This is a genomic window from Streptomyces sp. NPDC059718, assembly GCF_042733315.1.
Taxonomy (GTDB): Bacteria; Actinomycetota; Actinomycetes; order Streptomycetales; family Streptomycetaceae; genus Actinacidiphila.
Genome location: NZ_JBHWGA010000007.1, coordinates 33,906 through 60,132 on the forward strand (window position 1 = coordinate 33,906; position 26,227 = coordinate 60,132).

At 73.1% G+C, this 26,227-nt stretch carries 20 protein-coding genes; 12 read left to right on the forward strand and 8 right to left on the reverse strand.

Annotation, left to right across the window (positions count from 1 at the left end):
• Positions 1-7: 7 nt before the first annotated feature.
• The 6 genes from asnB to ACFV3E_RS10520 form a co-directional block, all read right to left on the reverse strand.
• The gene (gene asnB / locus ACFV3E_RS10495) at positions 8-1,942 is read right to left on the reverse strand and encodes an asparagine synthase (glutamine-hydrolyzing) (RefSeq protein WP_500534295.1); all 1,935 of its coding nucleotides are present in this window, start codon (positions 1,940-1,942) and stop codon (positions 8-10) included.
• Positions 1,943-1,944: 2 nt separating this feature from the next.
• Positions 1,945-3,474: a Wzz/FepE/Etk N-terminal domain-containing protein gene (locus tag ACFV3E_RS10500; protein WP_500534296.1), complete on the reverse strand. Its 1,530-nt coding sequence runs from the start codon at positions 3,472-3,474 to the stop codon at positions 1,945-1,947.
• On the reverse strand, positions 3,471-4,838 hold the full coding sequence (locus ACFV3E_RS10505; protein WP_500534297.1) for a YveK family protein: 1,368 nt from the start codon (positions 4,836-4,838) through the stop codon (positions 3,471-3,473). The genes ACFV3E_RS10500 and ACFV3E_RS10505 overlap by 4 nt, the downstream gene beginning before the upstream one ends.
• Positions 4,835-6,100: a glycosyltransferase family 4 protein gene (locus ACFV3E_RS10510; protein WP_500534298.1), complete on the reverse strand. Its 1,266-nt coding sequence runs from the start codon at positions 6,098-6,100 to the stop codon at positions 4,835-4,837. Before ACFV3E_RS10510 ends, ACFV3E_RS10505 begins: the two co-directional genes overlap by 4 nt.
• Positions 6,090-7,406 carry a nucleotide sugar dehydrogenase gene (locus ACFV3E_RS10515; RefSeq protein WP_500534299.1) on the reverse strand — a complete coding sequence of 439 codons (1,317 nt, stop codon included), beginning with the start codon at positions 7,404-7,406 and terminating at the stop codon, positions 6,090-6,092. Before ACFV3E_RS10515 ends, ACFV3E_RS10510 begins: the two co-directional genes overlap by 11 nt.
• Before the next feature lie 73 nt (positions 7,407-7,479).
• Entirely contained in the window at positions 7,480-8,958 is a 1,479-nt protein-coding gene (locus ACFV3E_RS10520; RefSeq protein WP_500534300.1) for a sugar transferase, read from the reverse strand.
• A gap of 1,089 nt (positions 8,959-10,047) precedes the next feature.
• Between ACFV3E_RS10520 and ACFV3E_RS10525 the strand changes: the two genes are divergently transcribed.
• Together ACFV3E_RS10525 and ACFV3E_RS10530 are read left to right on the forward strand one after the other, a co-directional pair.
• The gene (locus ACFV3E_RS10525; RefSeq protein ID WP_500534301.1) at positions 10,048-10,665 is read left to right on the forward strand and encodes a TetR family transcriptional regulator; all 618 of its coding nucleotides are present in this window, start codon (positions 10,048-10,050) and stop codon (positions 10,663-10,665) included.
• 30 nt (positions 10,666-10,695) lie between these two features.
• Entirely contained in the window at positions 10,696-12,369 is a 1,674-nt protein-coding gene (locus ACFV3E_RS10530) for an acyl-CoA dehydrogenase family protein (protein ID WP_500534302.1), read from the forward strand.
• Positions 12,370-12,415: 46 nt separating this feature from the next.
• On the opposite strand, the gene ACFV3E_RS10535 is transcribed toward ACFV3E_RS10530, so the two are convergent.
• Positions 12,416-12,808 carry a PPOX class F420-dependent oxidoreductase gene (locus ACFV3E_RS10535; protein ID WP_499514547.1) on the reverse strand — a complete coding sequence of 131 codons (393 nt, stop codon included), beginning with the start codon at positions 12,806-12,808 and terminating at the stop codon, positions 12,416-12,418.
• A 145-nt stretch (positions 12,809-12,953) separates the two neighbouring features.
• Between ACFV3E_RS10535 and ACFV3E_RS10540 the strand changes: the two genes are divergently transcribed.
• From ACFV3E_RS10540 to ACFV3E_RS10550, 3 genes are all read left to right on the forward strand, one after another.
• Complete coding sequence (locus ACFV3E_RS10540) at positions 12,954-13,967, forward strand: alcohol dehydrogenase (protein ID WP_500534303.1); 1,014 nt, start codon at positions 12,954-12,956, stop codon at positions 13,965-13,967.
• Between the two features lie 176 nt (positions 13,968-14,143).
• Positions 14,144-16,093, forward strand: a complete 1,950-nt coding sequence (locus ACFV3E_RS10545; RefSeq protein WP_500534304.1) for a GTP-binding protein — start codon at positions 14,144-14,146, stop codon at positions 16,091-16,093.
• 85 nt (positions 16,094-16,178) lie between these two features.
• Complete coding sequence (locus tag ACFV3E_RS10550; protein WP_500534305.1) at positions 16,179-17,174, forward strand: extracellular catalytic domain type 1 short-chain-length polyhydroxyalkanoate depolymerase; 996 nt, start codon at positions 16,179-16,181, stop codon at positions 17,172-17,174.
• A 39-nt stretch (positions 17,175-17,213) separates the two neighbouring features.
• Here ACFV3E_RS10550 and ACFV3E_RS10555 read toward each other — a convergent pair whose 3' ends face one another.
• Positions 17,214-17,756, reverse strand: coding sequence for a DUF1697 domain-containing protein (locus ACFV3E_RS10555; RefSeq protein ID WP_500534306.1), 543 nt, complete (start codon positions 17,754-17,756; stop codon positions 17,214-17,216).
• Between the two features lie 102 nt (positions 17,757-17,858).
• Here ACFV3E_RS10555 and ACFV3E_RS10560 point away from each other — a divergent pair, with 102 nt between their 5' ends.
• The 7 genes from ACFV3E_RS10560 (at position 17,859) to ACFV3E_RS10590 (ending at position 26,194) form a co-directional block, all read left to right on the forward strand.
• A complete protein-coding gene (locus tag ACFV3E_RS10560; protein WP_500534307.1) occupies positions 17,859-19,127 on the forward strand; it encodes an AAA family ATPase in 1,269 nt (422 codons plus the stop codon).
• A 10-nt stretch (positions 19,128-19,137) separates the two neighbouring features.
• Entirely contained in the window at positions 19,138-19,470 is a 333-nt protein-coding gene (locus tag ACFV3E_RS10565) for a nucleotide pyrophosphohydrolase (protein WP_500365545.1), read from the forward strand.
• A gap of 241 nt (positions 19,471-19,711) precedes the next feature.
• Positions 19,712-20,167 carry a DUF6099 family protein gene (locus tag ACFV3E_RS10570; RefSeq protein ID WP_500534308.1) on the forward strand — a complete coding sequence of 152 codons (456 nt, stop codon included), beginning with the start codon at positions 19,712-19,714 and terminating at the stop codon, positions 20,165-20,167.
• Between the two features lie 118 nt (positions 20,168-20,285).
• On the forward strand, positions 20,286-21,209 hold the full coding sequence (locus ACFV3E_RS10575; RefSeq protein WP_500365542.1) for an LLM class F420-dependent oxidoreductase: 924 nt from the start codon (positions 20,286-20,288) through the stop codon (positions 21,207-21,209).
• A gap of 31 nt (positions 21,210-21,240) precedes the next feature.
• The gene (gene mmuM, locus ACFV3E_RS10580; RefSeq protein WP_500534309.1) at positions 21,241-22,203 is read left to right on the forward strand and encodes a homocysteine S-methyltransferase; all 963 of its coding nucleotides are present in this window, start codon (positions 21,241-21,243) and stop codon (positions 22,201-22,203) included.
• Positions 22,194-23,651, forward strand: a complete 1,458-nt coding sequence (locus ACFV3E_RS10585) for a 3' terminal RNA ribose 2'-O-methyltransferase Hen1 (protein WP_500534310.1) — start codon at positions 22,194-22,196, stop codon at positions 23,649-23,651. Before mmuM ends, ACFV3E_RS10585 begins: the two co-directional genes overlap by 10 nt.
• Positions 23,648-26,194 (forward strand): polynucleotide kinase-phosphatase, encoded by a 2,547-nt coding sequence (locus ACFV3E_RS10590; protein WP_500534311.1) that lies wholly within the window; start codon positions 23,648-23,650, stop codon positions 26,192-26,194. Before ACFV3E_RS10585 ends, ACFV3E_RS10590 begins: the two co-directional genes overlap by 4 nt.
• The last annotated feature ends 33 nt before the right edge of the window (positions 26,195-26,227 follow it).

Consider the following 26,227-nt stretch of genomic DNA (forward strand, 5'->3'; position numbering starts at 1 on the left):
CCGTCTTCTATGCCGCCGAGCGGGCGTTCTGGCCGGACCCGGAGGTCGCGTCGCGGTACCAGTACTCGAGGGTCAGTACGTGCCACAGATGCTTGGAGAAGTCCCGCTGTCCGGCGGCGTCCTCGGCGACCATGCGCGCCAGCGCGTCGCGGCGCAGGAACCCGGAACTGACGAGCACGCCGTCGTTCACCACCTCGCGCACCAGCGGTGCCAGGTCCCGGCTCATCCATGCGCGCAGCGGGGCGCTGAACAGGCCCTTGGGCCGGTACACGATCTCCCGGGGCAGGATCGAGGTGGCCGCCTCCTTGAGGACGGCCTTGCCCTGCCGTCCGACGATCTTGCGGTCGCCGGGCACGGCGAACGCCGCCCTGACCACCTCGACGTCCACGTACGGCACCCGCACCTCGGTCGACGCGGCCATGCTCGACCGGTCCGTGTACGTGAGGTTCAGGCCCGGCAGGAACATCCGGGCGTCGCCCAGGCACATGCGGTTGACGAAGTCGTCGAGGTCGTTGTCCTGGTAGACGTCCGCGTGCTCGGTCAGCACGTCCTCGACCGACCCGGCCAGGTCCGGATCGACCAGGGCGAGCAGCTCGTCCTGGTCGTACATGGTGTAGCTGCGCCGGAACGCGGTCTCCTCCGGCAGATCGGCGAAGGACAGGAACCGCTTCGCGAAGCGCACCGACCGGTACCCCCGGCGGGCCGTTGCGACCGGCAGCCGGTCCACGGCCCTGGACAGGCCGCGCCGCAGGGGCCGCGGGACGCGCTGGTAGCGCAGCGCGATCATGTTGGCCAGGTGCTTGCGGTAACCGGCGAACAGCTCGTCGGCGCCCATCCCCGAGAGCATCACCTTGACCCCGGCCTCCCGGGCGGCCGAGCAGATCAGGAACGTGTTGATCGCGGCGGGGTCGCCGATCGGCTCGTCCAGGTGGTGGGTCATCTGCGGCAGCAGGTCGAGCACGTTCGGAGCGATCTCGATCTCGTGCAGGTCGACGCCGAACCGCCCGGCCACCTGCCGGGCGTAGCGCAGGTCGTCCGGCATCGCCTCGAACTTGGCGTCCTCGGCGCGGAACCCGATCGTGTAAGCGGAGATCCCGGGGCGGTCGCGGGCGGCCAGCGCGGTCAGGTAGCTCGAGTCCAGTCCGCCGGACAGGAAGGTCGCCACGGGTACGTCGGAGAGCAGGTGGCGCCGGGTCGACTCCTCGACGACGGCGGCGATGTCCGGCTGCTCGCCGCTCAGGGCCCGCTCCCGTCCCTCGGCGGCGACGTCCTTCAGGTTCCAGAACCGGCCGCGCTCCACGCGGCCGTCGGGCCGGCACCGCAGCCAGGTCCCCGGCGGCAGCTTCTCCGCTTCACGGAACGCGCACCGCGAGTCCGGCACCCAGTAGTACAGCAGCGAGGCCACCAGCGCCGCGGGGTCCACCTGCAGCGACCCGTCGGTCACGGCGGCGAGCGCCTTGAGCTCGGAGGCGAACACCAGACCCTCGCCGCGCCGGAGCAGGAACAGGGGCTTGATGCCGAGCTGGTCGCGGGCGAGCACCAGTTCACCGGTTCGCTCGTCGAAGATCCCGAACGCGAACATGCCGCGCAGCCGGGGCAGGCAGTCCGTGCCCCAGCGCCGCCAGGCCTCCAGCAGGACCTCGGTGTCGGAGGTACCGCGGAAGCGCACCCCGGCGGCCGCGAGCTCGGCTCGCAGCTCGGGCGCGTTGTACAGCTCGCCGTTGTACGTCAGGACGAGGCCGTCCGAGACCATCGGCTGGGCGCCGGTCTCGGACAGGTCGATGATGGCCAGCCGACGGTGCCCGAGGTGCACTTCGCCGTCACCGACGGGATGGCTGTACCGGCCCGCCCCGTCCGGACCGCGGTGGGCGAGGGTGTCGGTGAGCCGGTCGGCCACGGCCTTCCCGTCCGGCCATCGGTACGTGCCTGCGATGCCACACATGTCTAGCGCGCCTCCTGGTCGCTGTCCGGGACCCGTGCGGCCCACGACGGCTGCATCGGCCGCGGCCGGCCCGTCCCGCTCTGCCGGGCCAGCCGCTCGTTGTGGCCGCGCAGCGCGGTGTGCAGCCCGTCCCACAGCGTGCCGTCGGTCCGGTCACGCGGATCGGGGTCGATCAGCACCACACCGATGACCGGAATGCGCAGGTCCGCGAGCTGCCGCGCCACGGTGTGCAGCCATGCGGCGCTGCCGTGCCCGGCACGCACGACGAGCACCGTCTGGGTACCGAGGTACTGGAGGTCGGTCCACGCCGTGCCGGGCGCGACCGAGCCGACGCCGAGCCGGCGCACCTCGTGCGACACGGTCGCGGCACGCTCGCCGCCGACCACGGCCGGGTCTCCCGACTTCCGGCGGCGGTTGGCGAGCTGCCGGCCGGGCAGACCGTCGATGATCACCACGGGCTCCTCCGCCGCCAGTGCGCCGGCGAGGTCCAGGGCGATCACGCTCGCGCCGCGTGCGCAGCCCAGTTCCAGCAGCGACACCGGCTCCGCGGAGCCGCGTACGGTGCGGGCCAGGGTCGCGGTGAGCCGTTCGCGTGCCGCCCGGGTCCGTCGGCGCTGCCACCGCCCGGCCGACCGGCGGCGGGGCGTGCGGCGCAGTTCCGCGATGACCGAGGCGCCCAGGTTCGCCGCGATCTCCCGGCGCAGCACGGGGCGGTCCGCCACCACCGCGCCGACCGCGGCCAGCGCGAGCCCGAGCGCGAGCCCGAGGCCGAGTCCGATCGCGGCGTTGGTGGCAGCGGCCTTGGGCAGGGAGTACTGCACCGCGCGCGGGGCGTCCACGATCTGCGTGCCGGCGATGAGCTGGGGCGTGCCGACGCCCGCCTCCGCGGCGCGCTGGTCGAAATCGGCGATCCGCGAGGTGAGTTCGGCCCGGCGGGCGAAGAGCGACTCGAGGTTCGCCGACGCGTTCGGGTCGCTCTCCGGCGGCCCCTCCCCGATCGCCTTGTTGACCTGGGCGAGTTCGTCCCGCATGCGGTCACGCTGGTCGAGCAGGGTCTTGGCCTCGGCGTTCGCGGCCTTCTGTATCCGCTTCACATGGTCCGCGACGAAGGCGTCGGCCAGTGCTTTGGCGCGGGCCACGGCTTCCGCGTCGCTGTCAGCCGTCACGTTGATCTGCAGCAGGTTGTTGGTCAAACCGATGCCCCGGTAGTCCCGCATGAAGTGTTCCGGGTCTTCCGAGGACTTCAGCGACCGCAGGGCCTCACCGGCGATCTGCGTGGTCTCCAGCAGCGCGGCGTCGGTGCGGATCAGCGTTCCGGGGTCGTTCGGCTGGTCCGCCTGATGGGCGACCAGCACCGTGGTCACCGCGGTCGGCTGCGGCGGCAGCAGGACCGCGCCCCCCGCGCCGACCAGCAACCCCAGCAGCGCCACGGAACACCACAGGCGGCGGCGCCTGCGTACCGCCACCACCAGCGCCTGCAGGTCCAGCAGCGGAGCGGCTGCCGACGACTGCGAAGTCGTGCTCGTCGTCACACCGAACCTCCCATCGCGTCGACGCCAACCGGGAGCGCCGGCGTGGCGCCATCCGGAGGAGGGGCGGCAGACCGTGTCCGACGGTCCCTGACCCCGCCGGCGACGACGATGCCGACGACCGTATGCCGGGCGTCGGCACATGCCTCGCCGATGCCGGCGAGCTCCCCTGCCGTCCAGCTGCCCGCGCTGAGCACGACCAGGACACCGGACTCGGTGTCGCGGTCCGGCACCAACGGCCGGGACGCCGAGACCCCCACCACCCGCAGCAGCGGATCGCTCCCGGCCTCGGCGACGAGTTGTTCGGCGGCCCGGCGGGCGGTCCCGTCGCCGTCCGGGACGACCACCAGCAGCCGCCGGGGGGCCGGCAGCTGGTCCCGGAGGCGGGCGCACACCCGGCCGTAGCGGATCTTCCTGCTGGCCTCGTCACCGGACGCGTGCAGGGCCGGCACGTCCCACCGGGTGTCGACACCCAGCAGCCGGCGGATCCGGGTCCGCGCGCCACGGCCTTCCGGCCGGTGCGCGCGCCGTCCATCAGGTACGTCGACGGTACCCAGCAGCGCCGAGCCCAGCGCCGCGGCGATCTCCGGCTCGGTGCGCAGCCGGCGACTCATCCGTGCGGCGGCGAGATGACCGATGACCGCGAACAGGAGGAACAGCAGCGCCCCGGTGACGATGAACTGCGTCCTGGTCGGCGGTGCCTCGCCGATCGGCCGGGCCGCCGCCCCCATGACGACCATGTTGGCCTTGTTGGTCGCCGGATCGGTCTGGTCCAGCTTGTCCATGGCCTGCTCCAGCGTCGTGCGCAGTTTCTCGAGCTCGGTGCGGGCCTGCACGCTCTCCACGGTCCGACCCGGATCGGCCGCCTTGGCCAGGTCGGTGATGCGGCGACTGGTCTGCTCCATCAGCTCCCGCAGCGCCTCGGGCTTCGCCGACGCCTCGGGATCGGTGTTGTCGCCCACGACCCGTGCGGCGAAGGTGACGTACTGCTGGGCCACCTCGTCGGAGAGCCGCTGCGCGCGCTCCGGGGTGTCGGCCGTACCCGAGATCTTGATGATGTTCCCGGCAGTGGCCTTGGCGCTCACCCGGTCCCGCAGCTCGACGCCGCCGACCCCGGCCCAGTCGAGCGTGGCGGCCGACCGGTCGAGCACCACCGAACTGGTCGCGATCTCCGACTGGGTCAGCAGCTCGCGCTCCTCCCACGCCCCCGGCAGCAGTACCGATGCCGACGTCGTGTACCGCGGTGGGAACAGCAAGGAGGCGCCGTAGCCGACGAGCCCGCCCACCACGGCGAGGACGGCGAGCAGCCGCCAGCGCCGACGGATCATCCGCCCGATCATGGCCAGGCGCATCGTGTCATCGCTCAACGGGGCGGCCTTTTCTCTGTCGGAACCGGGTCGCCCGCCGAGGCCGGAGCCCGGTCACGACAGGCAGCGGCGTAGGCGGCGAGGAGCGACCGCTGCGAGGTGCGCCAGGAGAGCTGCCCGGTGATCCGCTCCTGGCCGATCTTGCCCATCCGGGCCCGCTCCTCCGGATCGTCCAGCAGCAGCGCGATGAGCCCCGCGAATTCGGCCTCGTCGTTGGCGGGCGCGTAGACGGCGGCGTCACCGGCGGAGACGCGTGCCTCCCGGAGGTCGAACGAGACGATCGGCCGCCCCATCACCATGTACTCCAGGACCTTGTTCATGGTCGACACGTCGTTGAGCGGATTGCGCGGGTCGGGGGAGAGGCACACGTCCGCGGTCGACAGGTAGCGCACCAGGTCGGCGTCCGGAATGCGCCCGGTGAACTGCACCTGGTCCGAGAGCCCGAGCCGCCGGGACAGCTCCACCATCGCGTCGAAGGCGTCCCCGGCGCCGACGAACACCGCGTGCCAGTCGCTCCGCCCGAGCTCGTCGCGCAGCTTCGCCAGGGCCCGCAAGGCGTAGTCGACGCCGTCCTGCGGGCCCATGACACCGAGGTAGCACAGCAGATGAGGCTTGCCGCGCTTCAGCTCCGGCTCGGGCGGTACCGGGTGGAAACGGTCGACGTCGGGCGCGCTGCGCACCACGAAGACGTCCTCCGGCCGCTTGCCGCCTCGGCGCAGCGCCACGTCCCGGTAGCTCTCGTTCGTCGCGAGCACGACGTCCGCGGCCCGGTAGGTCCGCCGTTCCAGCGCGCACACGGCGCGGTAGAGGAGGTCCTTCCCGCGGTCGAACCGGGACAGGTACAGCTCGGGTACCAGGTCGTGCTGGTCGAAGACGAACCGCGCGCCGCGCCGCTTCAGCCACAGTGCCGGCAGGAACAGCAGGTCGGGCGGGTTGCAGGCGTGGACCACGTCGACCGGGCCGACCTTGCGGGCCAGCCGGAACGTATGCCACAACGCCGATCCGTACTCGCTGAGGTAGCCGGCCGGACCTCCGGTGGCCGCGCGCAACGGGTAGCGGTGGATCCGCACCCCGTCGATCTCCGCCTCCGGCTCCGTGTCCCGCTTGCTCCCCCGGGGACAGATGACGTGCACCTCCCAGCCCGCGTCGCGCAGCGTCGTGCACTCCTGCCACACCCGCCGGTCGAACGGGACCGACAGGTTCTCCACCAGGATCAGCGCGCGCCGGTCCGGCCGGTCGCCCCTGGTCGTGTCACCAAGCAAGGCCTATGTACCCCGGTTCGGCCCGGCGCGCCTCGGCGTCGGGGAGGCGGATGAGGTCGACGATCACCGGGCCGTCGCCATGCGGCAGCGCCGACAGCACGGCAGGATCCCTGGTCCCGACCAGGACCACCTCGGCGTGCTCGAGCACCTCGCCGACGGAGTCCCCGAGCAGCTGCGCCAGGTGCGGCAGCCGGGTCTCGATGTACTCGCGGTTCGCGCCCATCAGCCGGGAGAGGCTCACGTTGGCGTCGTGGATGCGCAGGTCGTACCCCTTGCCGAAGAGCCTCTCCGCCAGCTCGACGAGCGGGCTCTCGCGGAGGTCGTCGGTGCCGGGTTTGAAGGACAACCCGAACAGGCCCACCCGGCGCTTGCCGGTGCGCTCGACCAGCTCCACCGCGCGCTGCAGATGTTCGGAGTTGGAGGTCAGCACGTTGGCGAGGATGGGCACCGAGACGTCGGCCCGCTGCGCGGCGTGGACCAGGCTGCGCAGGTCCTTGGGCAGGCAGGAGCCGCCGAAGGCGAAGCCGGGCCGCAGGTAGGCGGGGCTGATGTTCAGCTTGCGGTCGGCCAGGAACACGTCCATCACCTGGTGCGAGTCCACCCCGAGCGCCTGGCACACCGCGCCCAGTTCGTTCGCGAAGCCGATCTTGAGGCCGTGGAACGCGTTGTCCGCGTATTTGATCGCCTCGGCCGTCGGGACCGGTACCCGGAACACCTCGCCGGGCAGGCCGTCGTACAGCGCCGCCACCACGTCGCCGCTCGCCGGGTCGAGCTCGCCGATGACGGTCTTGGGCGGGTCGAAGAAGTCCCGCACGCTCGTGCCCTCGCGCAGGAACTCCGGGTTGACCGCGACTCCGATGTCCACCCCGGCCGTGCCGCCGAGGTACTTCTCCAGGATCGGCACCAGCAGGTTCAGGCAGGTGCCCGGGAGCATGGTGCTGCGGAACACGACGGTGTGCCGCCCACCCCGCTCGGCCAGCGCGGCGCCGATCTGCTCGGTGACCCGCTCCAAGTACGTGGTGCACAGGCTGCCGTTGGGCTCCGACGGTGTGCCCACGCAGATCAGTGACACCTCGCTGTCCATGATCGCCTCGCGGACGTCGCCGGTGGCGCGCAACGCTCCGGTCCGCACGACCTCGGCGGTGAGCTCGCCGATCCGCTCCTCGACCACCGGGGCCTTGCCGTCGTTGACCAGGTCGACCTTCACCGGGTTCACGTCCACCCCGATGACCTGGTGACCCATGCTGGCCAGGCACGCGGCCGACACGCAGCCCACGTAGCCGAGCCCGAAAACGCTGACTCTCATGACCCGTTCCTCCCCCCAGGCAGGCTCTCCCGGCCTGCGATCCTCGCGCCGGCCGGACGACGACCTCCGCGCATCAGTAGGCCCCCTGCCCGTGGAGCACCGCACGCAGCGTCTTCCACAAGATCACCGTGTCCAGGGCGAGCGACCAGTCCTCCACGTACCGCAGGTCCAGCCGGACCGCCTCGTCCCACGGCAGGTCGCTGCGTCCGCTGATCTGCCACAGGCCGGTGAGCCCGGGCTTGACCAGCAGCCGCCGCCGGATGTCCGGGCCGTACTCGGCGGACTCCTCCGGCAACGGAGGCCGCGGACCGACGAGCGACATCGAGCCGGTGAGCACGTTGAAGAGCTGCGGGAGCTCGTCGATCGAGTACCGGCGCAGCACCGCTCCCACCCGGGTCACCCGCGGATCCCGGCGGAGCTTGAACAGCAGGCCGGCACCCTCGTTGCGGTCGGCCAGCTCGGCACGTGCCCGGTCGGCCCCGGAGACCATGGTGCGGAACTTGAAGATGGTGAACTCGCGACCGTCCTTGCCGACCCTGCGCTGGCGGTAGAACGCCCCACCCGGACTGTCCGCCAGCACGAGCAGCCCGACGAACACCATCAGCGGCGCGAACAGCATCAGCAGGACCGCCGCGCCCAGCCGGTCGACGACCTCCTTGACCGCGCGGCGGCCACCGGTGAAGGTCGGCATGCTGAGCCGCAGCAGCGGTATCCCCAGCACCGCGTCGACGTGCAGCCGCGGGCCGGCCACCTCCATCAGCACGGGGGCCACGACCATCTCGGCATCGCTGCCCTCGAGGTTCCAGGCAAGCCGCTGCAGCCGGTCCGGTGACCAGTGCGGGTCCGGTGTGACCGCGACGACACGGTAGCCGTTGCGGCGGACGTGGCCCGCGACGTCGGTCAGCCGGCCGACGACCGGCACCCCGTCCACGTGGTCACCGTCGAGCCCGGGGGTGTCCGCCGTGCACACCGCCTCCACCTGCCAGCCGAGGTGCGGGAACTTGCGGATCCGGGTGATCAGGTCGCGCACGGTGGCCGGGCTCCCGGCAGCGAGCACCGGTCGCAGGCACCGCCCTTCCTTCCGCTGTTTGTGCAGCCACAGGCGCAGCAGGTACCGCTCGGTCATGGTGACGAGTGCGATCGCCGGGATCGCGACGAAGATCCAGAGCTTGATGTTGCGCGAGGTGACGGCGACCCCGCCGAGCGCCAGCACGACGGCCGCCGTGCACAGTGAGCGTCCGAGCCGGCGGAATTCCTCGGCGCCCTGGCCGAGCACGGCCGGAGCCCACGACCGGCTCACCGCAAGCGTCCCCAGCACCAGCAGCTCGGTGCCGAAGGCGAGCATCCCCCACTTCTCATGCCAGTTGGCCGCGTCCCGGACCCCGAAGAAGCCGCCGATCGCGGCCACCACGATGGCGGTGGCCACCGTATCGCTGGTGATCACGGCACGGCGGTACCGCTGCTCCCATTCGATTGCGGGCCGGCTGACCGCGCCGTTCCCCAGATGCTCGCGTGCCGACGGAAACGGGCTGACTAGTCCCCCATGCCGCACAGAACCCCCCAGGTCCCCAGTGGTTCGACGTGTTCGCCCAACACGGTCCCTCCCCCCGGGAGGCCCCCGCCTCCCGCACCGTTCCTCCCCTCGGGAGGCCCCCGCCCCCCGCGCGTGAACTCCCGGTTATTTCGGAGTCACTTGAACAACCCACCCTGGCGGAAGCTGACGTGCCGGTTCCGCCGGACCCTCGAGGTGTGCCGGAACCCGTCGAAACCCCGGGGCTCCCCGCGCCCAAGGCCCCTTATCGGGCTCCAAGAACCGATCACCCCCACGTCTGGCGCCGGGTACGCGACTGCCGGCTTTCCGTAGCGCCGAACCTGTAGATCATTAGTGGTCGCCTCGTGCCCGAACGGCTGAAGCAAGGTCAATCTAGACCATCGGCGCCGGTATGAAGAGTGAATGTGTGTAATTTGTGCTCAAGCTTTGAGGCTGGATCCAACGAGCGCTGACCGCCTATGGATGCCTTCGCGCCACAGCGCGCTCCGGTGGCAACTCCCCGCTGAGGTGCACTGGTTGATCTTGCCGGAGTGCGGCGGTGTGTCCAGGGCCGGTCGCGACCGCCTCAAGGCCCCGGTGCATGCCGCGATGCCGGCCCAGGCATTGATGGAGAAAGTGTGGCCGAGAACAACCGGTGCTCGAGTGCGGGGCGAGCATGATCGGAATTCGTGACTCCCATGTGACGCCTATCGACTCGCGAAGCCTGGCCGGGAAGCCCGAAAACGTGGCCTGATCTTTGGGTTTGCCCCGCGGGGATCAGTTGCACGTCTTCGCGGCGACGCGCCACGTGGAGTGCGGGGCGGCCCTGGAGCGGGCGGAACGTGCAGATCGGGCAACAACCACGCGATGTGCGGCAGCAGTTGCGGGTCCGGTCGCAGGGCTGCTCCGAGTTCCGGCGCGAGTCGCTCGCGCGGTTCCGGGTCCACTGCCGGAGCTTCGTTTCGCGATGCGCTCCCGCCCGCGCGTGGTCCGTGGTCGTGGTGAGGATCCGCCGGTGTGGGGCCGGTCGCACGCGTTCGCCCGGCCCCTCGGGCGGCGCTGCCGGCCGAGGGGTGGCTCGAAGCTCTGAACGGTGCTTCACTTGTTGCCATGGCCTACCGGAAGACCCCCGCGGTGCAGGACCGCCTGACCGCCGCCAGGGAGCACCTGGTGGCGCGGGCCACGGCCGTCGTCGCCGACGTGGGCTGGGCGAACGCCTCCGTCACCGCGGTGGCGGCCGCGGCCGGCATGTCCGTGGGCACGGTGTACCAGCACTTCGCGTCCAAGGGCGCGCTCGCGGTCGAGGTTTTCCGCCGGGCCTCGGGCCGCGAGGTCGAGGTGCTCGGCGAGGTGCTCCGCGACGGCGCCGGCGACCCGGTGCAGCGGCTGACCCTGGGGGTCACCGTCTTCGCCCGCCGCGCCATGGAGAACCGGGGACTGGCCCACGCCCTGCTCGCGGCACCCGCGGAACCGGCCCTGGGCGCGGAGCGGCTGGACTTCCGGCGCCGCTACCGCACCGTCTTCGCCGAGGTGATCCGCGAGGGGATGGCCGCCGGGCTCCTCCCCGCCCAGGACCCCGAGGTCACCGCGGCGGCGCTGACCGGTGCCATCGGCGAGGTCCTGGTGGACCCGCTGTCCGCTCCCGCCGAGGGCGCCGCCGCCGACCACCTCGTCACCGAACTGGTGGCGATGTCCCTGCGCTGCGCGGGCGCCGCGCCCGCCGTCTGACTCCCCACGACCACGAAGGGCCCGACTGCCATGACCGCGATCGCAGATGCCGCGCCGCGCAGCAACCCCACCGCGCGCACCCACGAGGTGACCAACCAGGCCCCGCCGCTGGTCGGCCACGACGTCGCCGACGACGTCGTGCTGCTGGAGGGCGTACGGCGCGAGGGAGCCGGGTGGTACGTCGACGACCTGCACCGGCTGGGACGGCTCGCCGGATCGGAGCAGGTGCAGCGCTGGGCCGAGGAGGCCAACCGGTACGAGCCGGTGCTGCGCACCCACGACCGGTACGGCAACCGCGTCGACGAGGTGGACTTCCACCCCTCCTACCACGCGCTCATGGAGGTCGCCCTCGCCGAGGGCCTCGCCGGCGCACCCTGGGCCGACGACCGGCCCGGCGCGCACGTGGCCCGCGCGGCCGGCTTCATGGTGTGGAGCACCGCCGAGGCCGGCCACGGCTGCCCGGTGTCCATGACCTACGCCGTCGTCCCCGCGCTGCGTGCCGCGCCGGACCTGGCGGCGGTGTACGAGCCGCTGCTCACCAGCCGCGTCTACGACCCCGGACTGCGCGCCCCCGCCGGCAAGCGCGGGCTCCTGGCGGGCATGGGGATGACCGAGAAGCAGGGCGGCACCGACGTACGGGCGAACACCACCACCGCCGTCGAGCAGCCGGACGGCACCTGGCGGCTGCGCGGGCACAAGTGGTTCACCAGCGCGCCCATGAACGACCTGTTCCTCGTGCTGGCCCAGGCCCCCGCGGGCCTGTCCTGCTTCCTGGTGCCCAGGGTGCTGCCGGACGGCAGCCGCAACACCTTCCGCATCCAGCGGCTGAAGGACAAGCTCGGCAACCGCAGCAACGCCAGCAGCGAGCCCGAGTTCGACGACACCGTGGCCTGGCTGGTCGGTCCCGAGGGCCAGGGCGTACGGACCATCATCGAGATGGTCACCATGACGCGGCTGGACTGCATCCTCGGCTCCGCCTCCGGCACCCGTGCCGCGCTCGCCCAGGCGGCCCACCACGCGCGCCACCGCTCGGTGTTCGGAGCCCGGCTGATCGACCAGCCCCTGATGCGCAACGTCATCGCCGACCTGGGCCTGGAGTCCGAGGCCGCCACCACCCTCGCGCTGCGCGTCGCCGGAGCGGTCGACCGGGCCCGCCGCGGGGACGCGCAGGAGCGCGCCTTCCTGCGGCTGGCCACCGCGGTCGGCAAGTACTGGGTGTGCAAGCGGCAGCCCGCGGCGGTCGCGGAGGCCCTGGAGTGCCTGGGCGGCAACGGCTACGACGAGGCCTCCGGCATGCCCCGGCTCTACCGCGAGGCCCCGCTGAACGGCATCTGGGAGGGCTCGGGCAACGTCAACGCCCTCGACGTGCTGCGCGCCCTGACCCGTGAGCCGGACTCCCTCGAGGCCTTCCGCGCCGAGGTCGAGGCCGCTGCGGGCGGCGACGCCCGCCTCGACGAGGCGTGGCGCCAGGTGCGCGGGGAGCTGGTGCCCACCGAGGACGCCCCGCTGCGGGCCCGCCGTCTGGTCGAGCGCCTGGCGCTGGTGCTGCAGGGTTCGCTGCTCGTCCGGTACGCGCCGGCACCGGTCGCGGACGCCTTCTGCGCCTCCCGCCTGGCCGGCGACCGGGGCCTGGCCTTCGGCACCCTCCCGGCCGGGACGGACCTGGCCGCCGTCATCGAGCGCGTGCCCGGCGCCACGGGCTGAACGGGCCGGGGTCCGCGGCCGTGCCGCGGTCGCGGACCCGCTGCGGTCACGCCGTGCCGCTGATGCTCTCGGCCTCGATCACGAAGACCACGCGCACCTGGTCACGGCCGCCGTACCAGGGGTAGGGGCCGCCGGTGTACCGGTGCGAGAGCTTCTCGATGTGGTCGGCCGCGCCCTCCGTGGTCACCTCGCGCACGCGGCCGCGTACCTGGAAGTAGCGGGACGGGTCGTCCGGATCGGAGACGGCGACGGCCACCCGCGGGTCCCGCGCGATGTTCCGCGTCTTCACATGGCTCTGGACGCTGTTGACGAGCACATGCTCGCCATCGGTGTCGACCCACGTCTGGGTCAGCTGCGGCGAGCCGTCCGGCATGGTGGTCGCCAGGAAGCACAGGCTCGGGCGGTGCAGGAGGTCGAGCAGGTCGGCGGGTAGTTTCACGATGATCCCTCGGTCGGCTGGGCGCAGCCTACGCTCCCCGCCCGGCGGCCCGGCGACCGGTGTTCGGCGCGAGAAATCACGCCTCCGGGGTCACGATGGGTGGGAAGGGCGCCACGCGCCGCAACCCCTCACACACCGGACGGCCATGAACTCCATGCGGGTGGCCCAGGTCGCAGAACCGGGCGGACCATTCGAAATCGTCGAGCGCGCGCTGCCGGAGCCCGGCCCCGGCCACGTCCGCATCGCCGTCGAGGCGTCGGGCGTCTGCCACAGCGACGCCGGCTTCGTGCACAACGCCTTCCCCCACATCACCTTCCCCCTGGTCGCCGGCCACGAGGTCGCCGGGCGCATCGACGCCCTCGGTGAGGGCGTCCGGCACTGGGCGGTGGGCGACCGCGTGGAGGTCGGCTGGTTCGGCGGGCACTGCGGGCACTGCCCGCCCTGCCGCGAGGGCGACTTCATCGACTGCCGGAACCTGCAGGTGCCCGGCTGGGCGTACGAGGGCGGCTACGCCACGCACATGGTCGCGCCGGTCAACGCGCTGGCCCGGATCCCCGACGGGCTGACCGCGGTCGACGCCGCCCCCCTCGGCTGCGCCGGCGTCACCACGTACAACGCCTTCAAGAAGAGCTCCGCCCGGCCCGGCGACCTCGTCGCGGTGATCGGCATCGGCGGCCTCGGCCACCTGGCGGTGCAGTACGCGGCCAAGTTCGGCTTCGAGACGGTCGCCGTGGCGCGAGGCGAGGACAAGCGGGCCCTGGCGATGGAGCTCGGCGCCCACCACTACATCGACAGTTCCGCCGGCGACCCGGCCAAGGAACTCCAGGCCCTCGGCGGGGCCACCGCGGTGCTCGCCACGGCCTCCAACTCCCAGGCCATGGCGGCCGGTGTCGAGGGTCTCCAGCCGCGCGGCCAGCTGATCGTCATCGGGATCGACTCCGAGCCGCTGCCGATCACCCCGGCCCAGCTGATCCTGTCGTCCCGTTCCGTCGTCGGCCACCCCTCCGGCACCTCGCGCGACGTCGAGCACACGATGAACTTCAGCGCGCTCGCGGGGATCCGCCCGATGACCGAGACGGTGCCGCTGGAGGAGGTCAACGAGGCGTTCGCCCGCATGATGTCCGGCGCCGCGCGCTTCCGCATGGTCCTCGTCCCCTGAGCCGCCCGGGTGCCGCCGGCCGGCCGGCGGCCGGGGGTAATCCGGTTGCCCCCGGCCGGCGGCCTCTGCTGCACTGCCAGGACCACAGGCCATCCACCGGGGAGTCGTGATCATGCGGGGACTGCACATGTCCACCCAGCCCGAATTCATCGCCTATTCGGAGGACATGGCATTCCATGCACGTGCTCAACCTGGGGATCCTGGCGCATGTTGACGCCGGGAAGACCAGCCTGACCGAGCGGCTGCTGCACACCGCCGGCGTCATCGACACGCTCGGCAGCGTCGACGACGGCAGCACCCAGACCGACACCCTGGCCCTGGAACGGGCGCGGGGCATCACCATCAGGTCCGCCGTCGCCTCGTTCGCGATCGGCGACGAGATCACCGTCAACCTCATCGACACCCCCGGCCACCCGGACTTCATCGCGGAGGTGGAACGGGCGCTCGGCGTCCTCGACGGCGCCGTGCTCGTGGTGTCGGCGGTGGAGGGCGTGCAGGCGCAGACCCGCGTGCTGATGCGGACGCTGCGCCGGCTGCGCATCCCCACCCTGCTCTTCGTCAACAAGACGGACCGTTCCGGCGCCCGGGACGCCGAAGTGCTGCGCGCCGTCGCGGAGCGGCTCAGCCCGGCCTGCGTGGCCATGGGCCGCGTCGAGGGCCTCGGCACCCGGGACGCGCGCTCCACGCCGTACGGTCCGGACGACACCGGGTTCACCACCCGGCTGCTGGACGTCCTGTCCGTGCGGGACGAGGAGCTCCTGGCCGGCTACGTCGCGGACGGGACGGCCCCGTCCTACCCGCGGCTGCGGGCGGCCCTCGCCGCCCAGACGCGCGGGGCGCTGGTCCATCCGGTGTACTTCGGCTCTGCCGTCACCGGCGCCGGGGTGGACGCCCTGGTCCAGGGGATCGCGGAACTGCTCCCCGTCGCCGCGGGCAGCCCGGACGGCCCGGTCTCCGGCACCGTCTTCAAGATCGAACGCGGCCCCGCGGGGGAGAAGATCGCCCATGTACGGATGTTCTCGGGGACCGTCCGCGTACGCGACCGCCTGACGCACGGCGCCGGGCAGGAGGGCAAGGTCACCGCGGTCAGCGTGTTCGAGCGCGGCGTGGACACGCCAGGGGAGGCGGTCTCCGCGGGGCAGATCGGCAGGCTCTGGGGGCTCGGCGCGATCCGCGTCGGCGACGCGATCGGCGAGCCGCACCGTACGGCCCCCGGCACGGACCGGCACTTCGCGCCGCCCACGCTGGAGACGGTCGTCGTGCCCCGCCGGCCGGCGGACGCGGGCGCGCTGCACGTGGCGCTCACCCGGCTCGCCGAACAGGACCCGCTGATCGACCTGCGGCTGGACGACGTGCGGCAGGAGATCGCCGTCTCCCTCTACGGGGAGGTGCAGAAGGAGGTCGTACAGGCGACGCTGGCGGACGACTTCGGCGTCGAGGTGACCTTCGAGGAGACCACGACGATCCACATCGAGCGGCCGGTGGGCACGGGCGCCGCCGCCGAGGTCATCCACACCGCCTCCAACCCCTTCCTGGCGACCGTGGGACTGCGCGTCGACCCGGCGCCGACGGGCAGCGGGGTGGCGTTCGGGCTGGAGGTCGAACTCGGCTCCATGCCCTACGCGTTCATCCGGGCGGTCGAGGAGACCGTCACCGAGACGCTGCGGCACGGCCTGTACGGCTGGCGGGTCGTCGACTGCACGGTCACCATGACGCACTCGGGTTACGCCGCGCGGCAGAGCCACGCGCACGCGGTGTTCGACAAGAGCATGTCGAGCACCGCGGGCGACTTCCGGGGCCTCACCCCGGTGGTGCTGATGCGCGCGCTGGAACGGGCGGGCACGGTCGTCTGCGAGCCGGTCCACCGCTTCACCCTCGACCTCCCCGAGCAGGCCTACGCCCGGGTGCTGCCCGTCCTCGCCCGGTTGCGCGCGGTGCCGCGCACCTCGGCGCCTCAAGGTGCGTCGTACGTCGTCGAGGGCGACGTCCCCGCGGCGCAGGTGCACGCCCTGGAACGCCGACTGCCCGCCCTGACCAGCGGCGAGGGCGTCCTGGAGTACGTCTTCGACCACTGGCGGGAAGTCCGCGGCGAGCCCCCGGCGCTGCCCGGGCACCGGCGGGACTGAGCGGTCCGGGGCACCACGCGCGGCGCCCGCGATGTGGTGCCCCGGGCCATGTCGCGGGCGTCGCACCGCTCCTACCGTCCGGCGCATGACCTTACTCAGAGCCGCACTCCACCGGGGCCGCCCGCGTGCCGCCCTGCTCGCCGTCCTCGTGGCGCTCCTCGCCGCGCTCGTCCCCGTCCGTCCCGCGCACGCCGCCGGCGCGATCGAGGAGGTGACCGGCTTCGGCAGCAACCCGGGCGCGCTGCGGATGTACCGTTACGTCCCCGCCGGGCTGCCGCAGGGCCGGCCGGTCGTCGTCGCCCTCCACGGCTGCACCCAGAACGCCCAGGGGTACGGCGCCCAGAGCGGCTGGACCGCCCTGGCGGACCGCTGGGGCTTCTCCGTTGTGCTGCCCGGGCAGACCTCGGCCAACAACCTCAGCCAGTGCTTCAACTGGTTCCAGACCGGCGACATCGCGCGCGGCCAGGGCGAGGCCGCCTCCATCCGGCAGATGACCGACCGTCAGATCGCGGACACCGGCGGGGATCCTTCCCGGGTGTACGTCACCGGGCTCTCCGCGGGCGGCGCGATGACCGCGGTGATGATGGCGGCCTATCCCGACGTGTACGCCGCGGGCGGCGTGGTCGCCGGGCTGCCGTACGGCTGCGCGCAGGCGGCGGGTTCGCCGTACGTGTGCATGTACGTCGGCGCGACGCAGACCCCCGCGCAGTGGGGGGCCCGGGTCCGCGCCGCCTTCCCCGGGTACGCGGGTCCGTGGCCGCGGCTGACCGTCTTCCAGGGCACCGCCGACTACACGGTCAAGCCCGTCAACATGGACGACCTCGTACGGCAGTGGACGGACGTGCACGGCGCCGACCAGACCGCCGACGTCTCCGACACCGTGGCGGGCTTCCCGCACCGGACGTACAAGGACGCCTCCGGCGCCGCCGTCGTCGAGACGTACAGCATCACGGGCATGGGCCACGGCCAGCCCGTCGACCCGGGCAGCGGAGCGGCCCAGTGCGGCACGGCCGCCGCCTACATGCTCGACGTCAACCTCTGCGCGGCGTACCGGCTCGGGACGGGTTGGGGCCTGGGCTGAGCGGGAGGGGGTGACGGGGCGCGCGCCGGCCCCGCCCCGTCACTCCGCGGCCATCGCCGCCAGGCGGGTCACGGTGTTCCAATTGCGGGCCGTGGCCGTCAGACCCAGGCGCTTCTCCCACAGCGCGTGGGAGAGCCGGGTCTTCTGCACCCCGCCCGGGCAGTGCACGTAGATCTCGCGCTCGCCGGGGCGGAAGTCGTCGGGCGCGAAGTCGGCCGGGTCGAGACCGGCGATCCGGTCCGGATCGACCGGCCCGGACAGGAAGGTGACCAGGAAGCGCGCAGGATCGACGCCCGTCATGTCGAACGGGTTGCGCTCGACGACCCCGGCGAGCGCGGCCGCCTCGCGGACGACGCACGGCACCTTCCGCCCGTCGAACGCGCCGGCGATGGCCGCCTCCAGTGCGTCCGCCAGCTTCCCCGGGTCGGCCTGCTCGTGCTCGAACAGGGCGTTGCCGCTCTGCAGATGGGTGCGCACGCGGGCGCCGCCGATCTCCTCCAGCAGCTGCCGCAGGTCCTGCATCGGGAGCCTGGTCGTCGCCCCGACGTTGATCCCGCGCAGGAGCGCCACGTATCCGGTCACCCCGCCACATTAACCGTCGCCTCGCCGGGCTTACCCACTTTCGGAGGACCACCGGCCCGGCGGAACGGTTCGGCACCGGGCGCCACCGCTACGTTCGCGTCCATGAGCACGAAGCGTGACCGCCCGGTCGTCACCGAACTGCGGCTCTCCGCGTTCAAGTCGCATCGCGGCGCGAGCTTCCCGCTCGGGCCGCTCACCCTGCTGGGCGGGGCGAGCGGGACCGGCAAGTCCAGCGTCCTGGAGGGGCTCGGCCTGCTCGGCCGGCTCGCCGCGGGCGAGGAACTGGCGACGGCGTTCGACGGCGTGCGCGGGGGAGTGGCGGCCTGCGTGCCCCACGCGGCCCGGCCGGACGCGGAGGGGCGGCGCGGATTCCGCATCGGGTGCACGGTGGACGGCGCGGTCGGCCCCGTCGTGCTCGACGTCGCCGTGCAGACCGAACCCGAACTGCGCATCGTCGGCGAGCGGTTGACCGGCGCCGGGGAGACCCTGCTCGCCACCGCGCTGCGCGACCCGGGACGGCGCACGGTCCAGGCGGCCTGGCACACGGCGGGGCTGGTCCCGGTGACCCGGGCCCCGCTGCCCGACGACCGGCTGGCCACCTCCCTGCTGCCGCTGCGCGTCGCGGGGACGACGCAGGGGCAGCGGCTGGTGCTCGCCGCCGCCGAGCAGACGGTGCTCGCGCTGCGCGGGGCGTTCCCCGTCGACCCCCGGCCGCACGCGATGCGGGAACCCGCGCGCGTGGCGGACGGCCTGCTCCGCGGCGGCTGCGACAACCTCTCGGCGGTGCTGCGCCGCACCCAGGGCGAGTGCCGTACGCGGCACGCGGCGCTGGTCGGCGCCCTGCGGGCGGTGTGCAGCCCGCCCGTCGAGGGACTGACGGTGATCCCCGCCGGGGAGCCGGGGACGGGGGCGTACGCGGAGTCCGTACTGGCGGCCGTCGACCGGGGACCGCTGGGGCTGGTGCCGGTGGACCGGCTCGGCGACGGGGAGTTGCGCTTCCTCGCGCTGGCGCTGGTGCTGCTCACCGGGCCGGGCGTGCTGGAGGTGGACACCAGCGGCGAGGTGCCGGACGCCGTGCAGGTGCTCACGGTCCTGGCGGACGGACTGGACGCCGGTCTCGACCGGGCGCAGACGCGGCAGTTGCTGGCGCTGGCCGCCCTGGTCGCCGAGCGCGGCCACATCAGGCTGCTCGGCACGGTGCACGACCCCTCGGTGGCCGAGGGGGCGGACGGGGTCACCCTGCTGCGCCTCGGGAGCGCCGCGGCCGACCCGGAACGGGTGCCGGCCCAGGGGACGGGTCCGGATGCGCCGGACGCCGGGGCCCCGCCGGCCGGGCAGGCCCCGGCGCAGCACGCGGCGGCGATGGGGTAGACCTGCGGGTGTGACCGAGGATCTGCACGCGCTGCAGCGCAGGCTGGCCGCCTTCGCGGCCGCCCGGCGCTGGGAGCCGTACCACACGCCCAAGAACCTGGCCGTGGCCCTGAGCGTCGAGGCCTCCGAGCTCCTGGAGATCTTCCAGTGGCTCACGCCCGAGCAGGCGGCACGGGTCATGGAGGAGCCCGACAGCGCCCACCGGGTGCGGGACGAGGTGGCGGACGTGCTCGCGTACCTGCTGCAGTTCTGCGAGGTGCTCGGTGTCGACGTGCTCGAGGCGCTGTCCGCCAAGATCGACCGCAACGAGCTGCGCTTTCCGCTGCCGGGGGCCGGGGACTGAGCCGCGGCGGCCGGTGCGCCGCGGGTGCGGGCGTCGCGGGTGCGCGCGCCGGGCCACCGGCCGATCGACCGGTCCGTCGGTTCACCGGTCCATCGGTCAACCGCGCGTTCGCCCGCTGGCACGGGCGGGTGAGCGGGTTGTCCACAGGCGGGAACCGGCCACTTCCACCTCGCGTCGTGATCCGTCACTCTGAGTAAGGAACGGGATCGACGGGGCGGAGACGGGGCGGAGGTGCGTCGTGATGGACGCGGTACGGCTGATCCGGGCCACTCGGGAGGCGCTGCGAAGCGGCGGGACCGAGCGTGAGCTGATGGCGGAGGCCTGGCAGGTACAGGCGCTGACGGAGGCGGTCGGCAGCCACCTCGCCCTCCACGGGGCGCCCGAGCTGCGCACCCCCGGCTTCTCCGTCTGCGAGGCGGGCGGCAGGGCGTGCGGCGCCACGGGACCTCCGGGGGTGGCCTCCGGGCCGTTGCGGGCGTCCCTGCTCACCGACGTGCGCGAGCCGGCCGGGACCTTGCGCGAACTGCGCGAGCTGCTGACGGAGCTGGGCATGGCCCTGGTCTCGGTGGCCTGCACCGCCGAGAGCGAGACGGAGTACTGGCAGTGCATTGAGGCGGTGGACGCCGCCGACGAGTCCAAGGACCGGGTGGGTGTGCTCCTGCGCGCGGTCGAGGCGCGGCAGCGGGAGGGCGCATGAGCGGTAAGCCGCCGGAGCGTGAATGGAGTTGGCGGATTGCCGTCGCCCCCGGCCCGGGAAGGTGCCACGCGCGACAGGTTGCCGATCGATTCGGACCGGAGAGGTGCAGGATGGAGTCATGGATCTTCGAATCTTCACCGAGCCCCAGCAAGGGGCCTCGTACGACACCCTGCTCTCCGTCGCCAAGGCGACCGAGGAGCTCGGTTTTGATGCCTTCTTCCGGTCGGACCACTACCTCAAGATGGGCGACGCGGACGGTCTGCCGGGGCCGACCGACGCGTGGATCACCCTGGCCGGCCTCGCCCGCGAGACGAAGCGGATCCGGCTCGGCACCCTGATGACGGCCGCCACGTTCCGGCTGCCCGGTGTGCTCGCCATCCAGGTCGCGCAGGTGGACCAGATGTCGGGCGGCCGCGTCGAGCTGGGCCTGGGCGCCGGGTGGTACGCGGACGAGCACACCGCGTACGGCATCCCGTTCCCGAAGGAGAAGTTCGCCAGGCTGGAGGAGCAGCTCGCCATCGTCACCGGGCTGTGGGGCACCCCGACGGGCGAGACCTTCGACTTCAAGGGCACGCACTACACGGTGGAGAACTCGCCCGCCCTGCCCAAGCCGGCCCAGGCGAAGCTCCCCGTCCTCATCGGCGGGCACGGCGCCAGGCGCACCCCACGGCTCGCGGCCCGCTACGCCGACGAGTTCAACCTGCCGTTCGGTTCGCTGGAGGACACCGCCCAGCAGTTCGCCCGGGTGCGGGAGGCCGCCGAGGAGCACGGCCGGGGCAAGGACGAGATCGTCTACTCCAACGCCCTCGTCGTGTGCGTCGGCAAGGACGACGCCGAGGTCGCCCGCCGGGCCGCCACCATCGGCCGCGAGGTCGACGAGCTCAAGGCCAACGGCCTCGCCGGGTCCCCTGCCGAGGTCGTCGACAAGATCGGCCGCTACGCCGAGCTCGGTGCCACCCGCTTCTACCTGCAGATCCTGGACCTGAGCGACCTCGGGCACCTGGAACTGATCGCCTCCGAGGTCCAGTCGCAGCTCGGCTGACCCCGGCACACCACCGCAAGGAGCATCCGCGATGCCCGCACCCCACCGGCCCCTGGCGCAGGCCCTCGCCGAGTCCACCGTCGTCCTCGACGGCGGGCTGTCCAACCAGCTCGCCGACCAGGGCTGCGACCTGGCCGACGCGCTGTGGTCGGCCCGGCTGCTCGCCGACGCGCCGGAGCAGATCGAGGCGGCGCACACCGCCTACGTGCGGGCGGGCGCGCGGGTGCTCATCACCTCCAGCTACCAGGCGACCTACGAGGGCTTCGCCGCGCGCGGCATCGGACGGCAGGAGGCGACCGCCCTGCTGCGCCGCAGCGTCGCCCTCGCCCGTGCCGCCGCCCGTGACCGCGAGGACGTCTGGGTGGCGGCCTCCGTGGGACCGTACGGCGCCATGCTCGCGGACGGCAGCGAGTACCGGGGCCGCTACGGGCTGAGCGTCGCGGAACTGGAGCGCTTCCACCGGCCCAGGATCGAGACGCTGGCCGAGGCCGGTCCGGACGTCCTGGCGCTGGAGACCGTGCCGGACACCGACGAGGCGGAGGCGCTGCTGAGGATCGTCGGCGACCTCGGGGTGCCGGTCTGGCTGAGCTACACCGTCGCCGGCGGGACGACCCGGGCGGGTCAGCCGCTGGAGGAGGCGTTCCGGATCGCGGCGGACGCGGACGCGGTGATCGCCGTCGGCGTCAACTGCTGCGACCCGGCGGACGCCGCCCGGGCGGTCGAGACGGCGGCGGCGACCGTGGACCTTCCTGTGGTCGTCTACCCCAACAGCGGCGAGAGCTGGGACGAACGGGCCCGGGCCTGGCGCGGCGGCTCCGTCTTCGACCCGGCACTGGCGTCCGGCTGGCAGCGGGCCGGTGCCCGGCTCATCGGGGGATGCTGCCGGGTCGGGCCCGCGCAGATATCCGCCCTCGCCTGCGCACTCACCCCTCAGCCGGGGAAAACCGCTGTTCGGAGCGGGGACGGGCAGGCGATACTCAGGCGGTGTTCCTGACGATAACAACCACCGGCAGCGGCGGCATGCCCGCCACGGACCTCGGCTTCCTGCTGCACAAGCATCCGGAGAAGGCCCAGGTCTTCTCGACCTCCTACGGCGACGCCCACGTCTTCTACCCCGTGGCGTCCGAGCAACGGTGCACGGCCGCGCTGCTGCTGGAGGTCGATCCGGTGGCGCTCGTGCGGCGCGGCAAGGGCAAGGGCCGGGGCGGGGCCCCGGACTCCGCTCTCGGGCACTACGTCAACGACCGGCCGTACGCCGCCTCGTCGCTGCTGGCGGTCGCCCTCCGCACGGTGTTCGCCAGCGCTCTGAGGGGCGTCTGCGACGCCCGCCCCGAGCGGGCCGCGCAGCCCCTGCCGCTGCGGATCGAGATCCCCGCCGTGCCCGCGCGGGGCGGCGCCGCCCTCGTCCGCCGGCTGTTCGAGCCGCTGGGCTGGACCGTCGAGGCCGAACCGGTCGCGCTGGACGAGCAGTTCCCCGAGTGGGGCGAGTCGCGCTACGTGCGGCTGGCCCTGGAGGGTGAGCTGCGGCTGTCCGAGGCCCTGCGGCACCTGTACGTGCTGCTCCCGGTCCTGGACGACGCCAAGCACTACTGGGTGTCGCCCGACGAGGTCGACAAGCTGCTGCGCATGGGCGACGGATGGCTCGCCGTCCACCCGGAGCAGCGGCTGATCACCAGCCGCTACCTCGCCCGCCGCTGGTCGCTGACCCGGCAGGCCATGGAGCGGCTGGAACTGGCCCGGCTCGCCGAGGCCGACGACAGCGAGGCCGAGGAGCTGGACAACGCCGTCGACGAGGAGGTGGACACCGAGGAGAAGCCGCTGCCCCTGGCGGTGCAGCGCCGCGAGGCGATCCTGGCGGAGCTGCGCGACGCCGGGGCGAACCGGGTCCTCGACCTCGGCTGCGGTCAGGGCCAGCTGGTCGGCGCGCTGCTGAAGGACGTCCGCTTCACCGAGATCCTCGGCGTCGACGTGTCGGCCCGGGCCCTGGGCGAGGCGGCGCGGCGACTGCGGCTGGACCGCATGGGCGAGCGGCAGTCCTCCCGCGTCCGGCTCGTGCAGGGCTCCCTGACGTACACCGACGCCCGCCTCAAGGGCTACGACGCCGCGGTGCTCAGCGAGGTCGTCGAGCACCTCGACCTGCCTCGGCTCCCCGCCCTGGAGTACGCCGTCTTCGGTGCGGCACGACCCGCGACCGTGGTCGTGACCACGCCGAACGTCGAGTACAACGTGCGCTGGGAGACGCTGCCCGCCGGGCACGCCCGGCACGCGGACCACCGCTTCGAGTGGACCCGGGCGGAGTTCCGCTCGTGGGCGGAGCAGGTCGCCGGACGGCACGGCTACGGCGTGCGGTTCGTCCCCGTCGGCCCCGACGACCCCGAGGTCGGCCCGCCCACCCAGATGGCAGTTTTCACGATGACCGCGAAGGAGGTCACGTCCGCATGACCGGCAAGCACACCCTCCCGGTGACCGACCTTTCCCTCGTGGTCCTGATCGGCACCACCGGCTCCGGCAAGTCGACCTTCGCCCGGCGCCACTTCAAGCCCACCGAGGTGATCTCCTCGGACTTCTGCCGCGGCCTGGTCAGCGACGACGAGAACGACCAGGGCGCCAGCGGTGACGCCTTCGACGTGCTGCACTACATCGCGGGCAAGCGGCTGGCCGCAGGCCGGCTCACCGTCGTCGACGCCACCAGCGTGCAGCAGGAGAGCCGCCGCCAGCTCGTCCGGCTCGCCCGCGAGTACGACGTGCTGCCCATCGCGATCGTCCTCGACGTCCCCGAGCAGGTCTGCATCGAGCGGAACGCGTCCCGTCCCGACCGCGCCCACCTGCCCCGGCACGTCGTGCAGCGCCAGCAGCGCGAGTTGCGCCGCTCCCTGCGGCAGCTGGAGCGCGAGGGCTTCCGCAAGGTGCACGTCCTGCGCGGCACCGAGGAGGTCGAGGCGGCCGAGGTCGTGCTGGAGCGCCGTTACAACGACAAGCGCGAGCTCACCGGCCCGTTCGACATCATCGGCGACATCCACGGCTGCAGCTCCGAGCTGGAGACCCTGCTCGGCAAGCTGGGCTACGTCGACGGCGTGCACCCCGAGGGCCGCACGGCCGTCTTCGTGGGGGACCTCGTCGACCGTGGCCCCGACAGCCCCGGCGTGCTGCGCCGCGTCATGGGCATGGTCGCCGCAGGCAGCGCCCTGTGCGTGCCCGGCAACCACGAGAACAAGCTGGGCCGCTGGCTGAAGGGCAAGAAGGTCCAGCACACCCACGGCCTCGCCGAGACCATCGAGCAGCTGGAGAAGGAGGACGAGAAGGACCCCGCCTTCCGCGAGCAGGTGCGCGAGTTCATCGAAGGACTCGTCAGCCACTACGTCCTCGACGGCGGCAAGCTGGTCGTCTGCCACGCCGGCCTGCCCGAGAAGTACCACGGCCGCACCTCCGGCCGGGTCCGCTCGCACGCCCTGTACGGCGACACCACCGGCGAGACCGACGAGTTCGGCCTGCCCGTGCGCTACCCGTGGGCCGAGGACTACCGCGGCCGTGCAGCCGTCGTCTACGGCCACACACCCGTGCCGAGCACCTCGTGGATCAACAACACGATCTGCCTCGACACCGGCGCCGTCTTCGGCGGGCGGATGACGGCCCTGCGCTGGCCCGAGCGCGAGATCGTCGACGTCCCCGCCGAGCGGGTCTGGTACGAGCCGGCCAAGCCGCTCGCCGGCGAGGCCCCGGGTGGGCAGGACGGGCGACCGCTCGACCTCGCCGACGTCGCCGGCCGCCGTGTCGTGGAGACCGTGCACCACGGCCGGGTCGCCGTCCGTGAGGAGAACGCGGCCGCCGCGCTGGAGGTCATGAGCCGCTTCGCGGTCGACCCGCGGCTGCTGATGTACCTGCCGCCGACGATGTCGCCGTGCGCGACCTCGCAACGGGAGGGTTACCTGGAGCACCCGCACGAGGCGTTCGCCGCCTACCGCGCGGACGGCATCGGCCCGGTGCTCTGCGAGGAGAAGCACATGGGCTCCCGCGCCGTGGCGCTGGTGTGCCGCGACGCGGAGACGGCCGGCGAGCGCTTCGGGGTGACCGGCGGCGTGACGGGCGCCCTGCACACCCGCACGGGCCGTCCGTTCTTCGACGACCCGGCCGTCACCGAGCAGGTCCTCGACCGGCTGAGGGCCTCGGTCACCGCCGCCGGGCTCTGGGAGGAGCTGGGCACGGACTGGCTGCTGCTCGACGCCGAGCTGCTGCCCTGGTCGCTGAAGGCCACCGGCCTGCTGCGCAGGCAGTACGCCGCCGTGGGCGCCGCCTCCGGCGCGGTCTTCCCGGGTGCGATCGCCGCCCTGGAGCACGCCGCCGCACGCGGCACCGACGTGACGGGCCTGCTGGAGCGGCAGCGCGGGCGGTCCGCGGACGCCGCCGCCTTCACCGAGGCGTACCGGCGCTACTGCTGGACGACCGAGGGCCTGGACGGGGTGCGTCTCGCGCCCTTCCAGATCCTGGCCGCCCAGGGCCGCAGCCTCGCCGCGCTCCCGCACGACGAGCAGCTGGCGCTCATCGACCGCATGGTCGCCAACGACCCGACGGGGCTGCTCCAGGAGACCCGCCGGCTGCTGGTCGACACCCGCGACGAGGAGTCGGTGGCGGCCGGTACGCAGTGGTGGCTGGAGCTGACCTCCGCCGGCGGCGAGGGCATGGTCGTCAAGCCGCTCCAGGCCCTGGTGCGCACCGAGGACGGCAACCGGCTGGTCCAGCCCGGCATCAAGTGCCGCGGCCGGGAGTACCTGCGGATCATCTACGGTCCCGAGTACACCCGGCCCGACCAGCTGGCCAGGCTCCGCTCCCGCGCCCTGGGCCACAAGCGCTCCCTCGCGCTGCGCGAGTACGGGCTGGGCCTGGAGGCGCTGGACCGGCTGGCCGCGGGCGAGCCGCTGTGGCGCGTGCACGAGGCGGTCTTCGCCGTCCTGGCGCTGGAGTCCGAGCCGGTGGACCCCCGGCTGTGACGGGTGAGGGGCGGGCACCCGGGTGCCCGCCCC

What these genes read in the sequence shown, in the direction of transcription:
- asnB (WP_500534295.1), bottom strand. Translation starts at nt 1,942, where the DNA reads ATGTGTGGCATCGCAGGCACGTACCGATGGCCGGACGGGAAGGCCGTG.
- ACFV3E_RS10515 (WP_500534299.1), bottom strand. Translation starts at nt 7,406, where the DNA reads ATGAGAGTCAGCGTTTTCGGGCTCGGCTACGTGGGCTGCGTGTCGGCC.
- ACFV3E_RS10525 (WP_500534301.1), top strand. Translation starts at nt 10,048, where the DNA reads ATGGCCTACCGGAAGACCCCCGCGGTGCAGGACCGCCTGACCGCCGCC.
- ACFV3E_RS10530 (WP_500534302.1), top strand. Translation starts at nt 10,696, where the DNA reads ATGACCGCGATCGCAGATGCCGCGCCGCGCAGCAACCCCACCGCGCGC.
- ACFV3E_RS10540 (WP_500534303.1), top strand. Translation starts at nt 12,954, where the DNA reads ATGAACTCCATGCGGGTGGCCCAGGTCGCAGAACCGGGCGGACCATTC.
- ACFV3E_RS10545 (WP_500534304.1), top strand. Translation starts at nt 14,144, where the DNA reads ATGCACGTGCTCAACCTGGGGATCCTGGCGCATGTTGACGCCGGGAAG.
- ACFV3E_RS10550 (WP_500534305.1), top strand. Translation starts at nt 16,179, where the DNA reads ATGACCTTACTCAGAGCCGCACTCCACCGGGGCCGCCCGCGTGCCGCC.
- ACFV3E_RS10560 (WP_500534307.1), top strand. Translation starts at nt 17,859, where the DNA reads ATGAGCACGAAGCGTGACCGCCCGGTCGTCACCGAACTGCGGCTCTCC.
- ACFV3E_RS10570 (WP_500534308.1), top strand. Translation starts at nt 19,712, where the DNA reads ATGGACGCGGTACGGCTGATCCGGGCCACTCGGGAGGCGCTGCGAAGC.
- ACFV3E_RS10575 (WP_500365542.1), top strand. Translation starts at nt 20,286, where the DNA reads ATGGATCTTCGAATCTTCACCGAGCCCCAGCAAGGGGCCTCGTACGAC.
- mmuM (WP_500534309.1), top strand. Translation starts at nt 21,241, where the DNA reads ATGCCCGCACCCCACCGGCCCCTGGCGCAGGCCCTCGCCGAGTCCACC.
- ACFV3E_RS10590 (WP_500534311.1), top strand. Translation starts at nt 23,648, where the DNA reads ATGACCGGCAAGCACACCCTCCCGGTGACCGACCTTTCCCTCGTGGTC.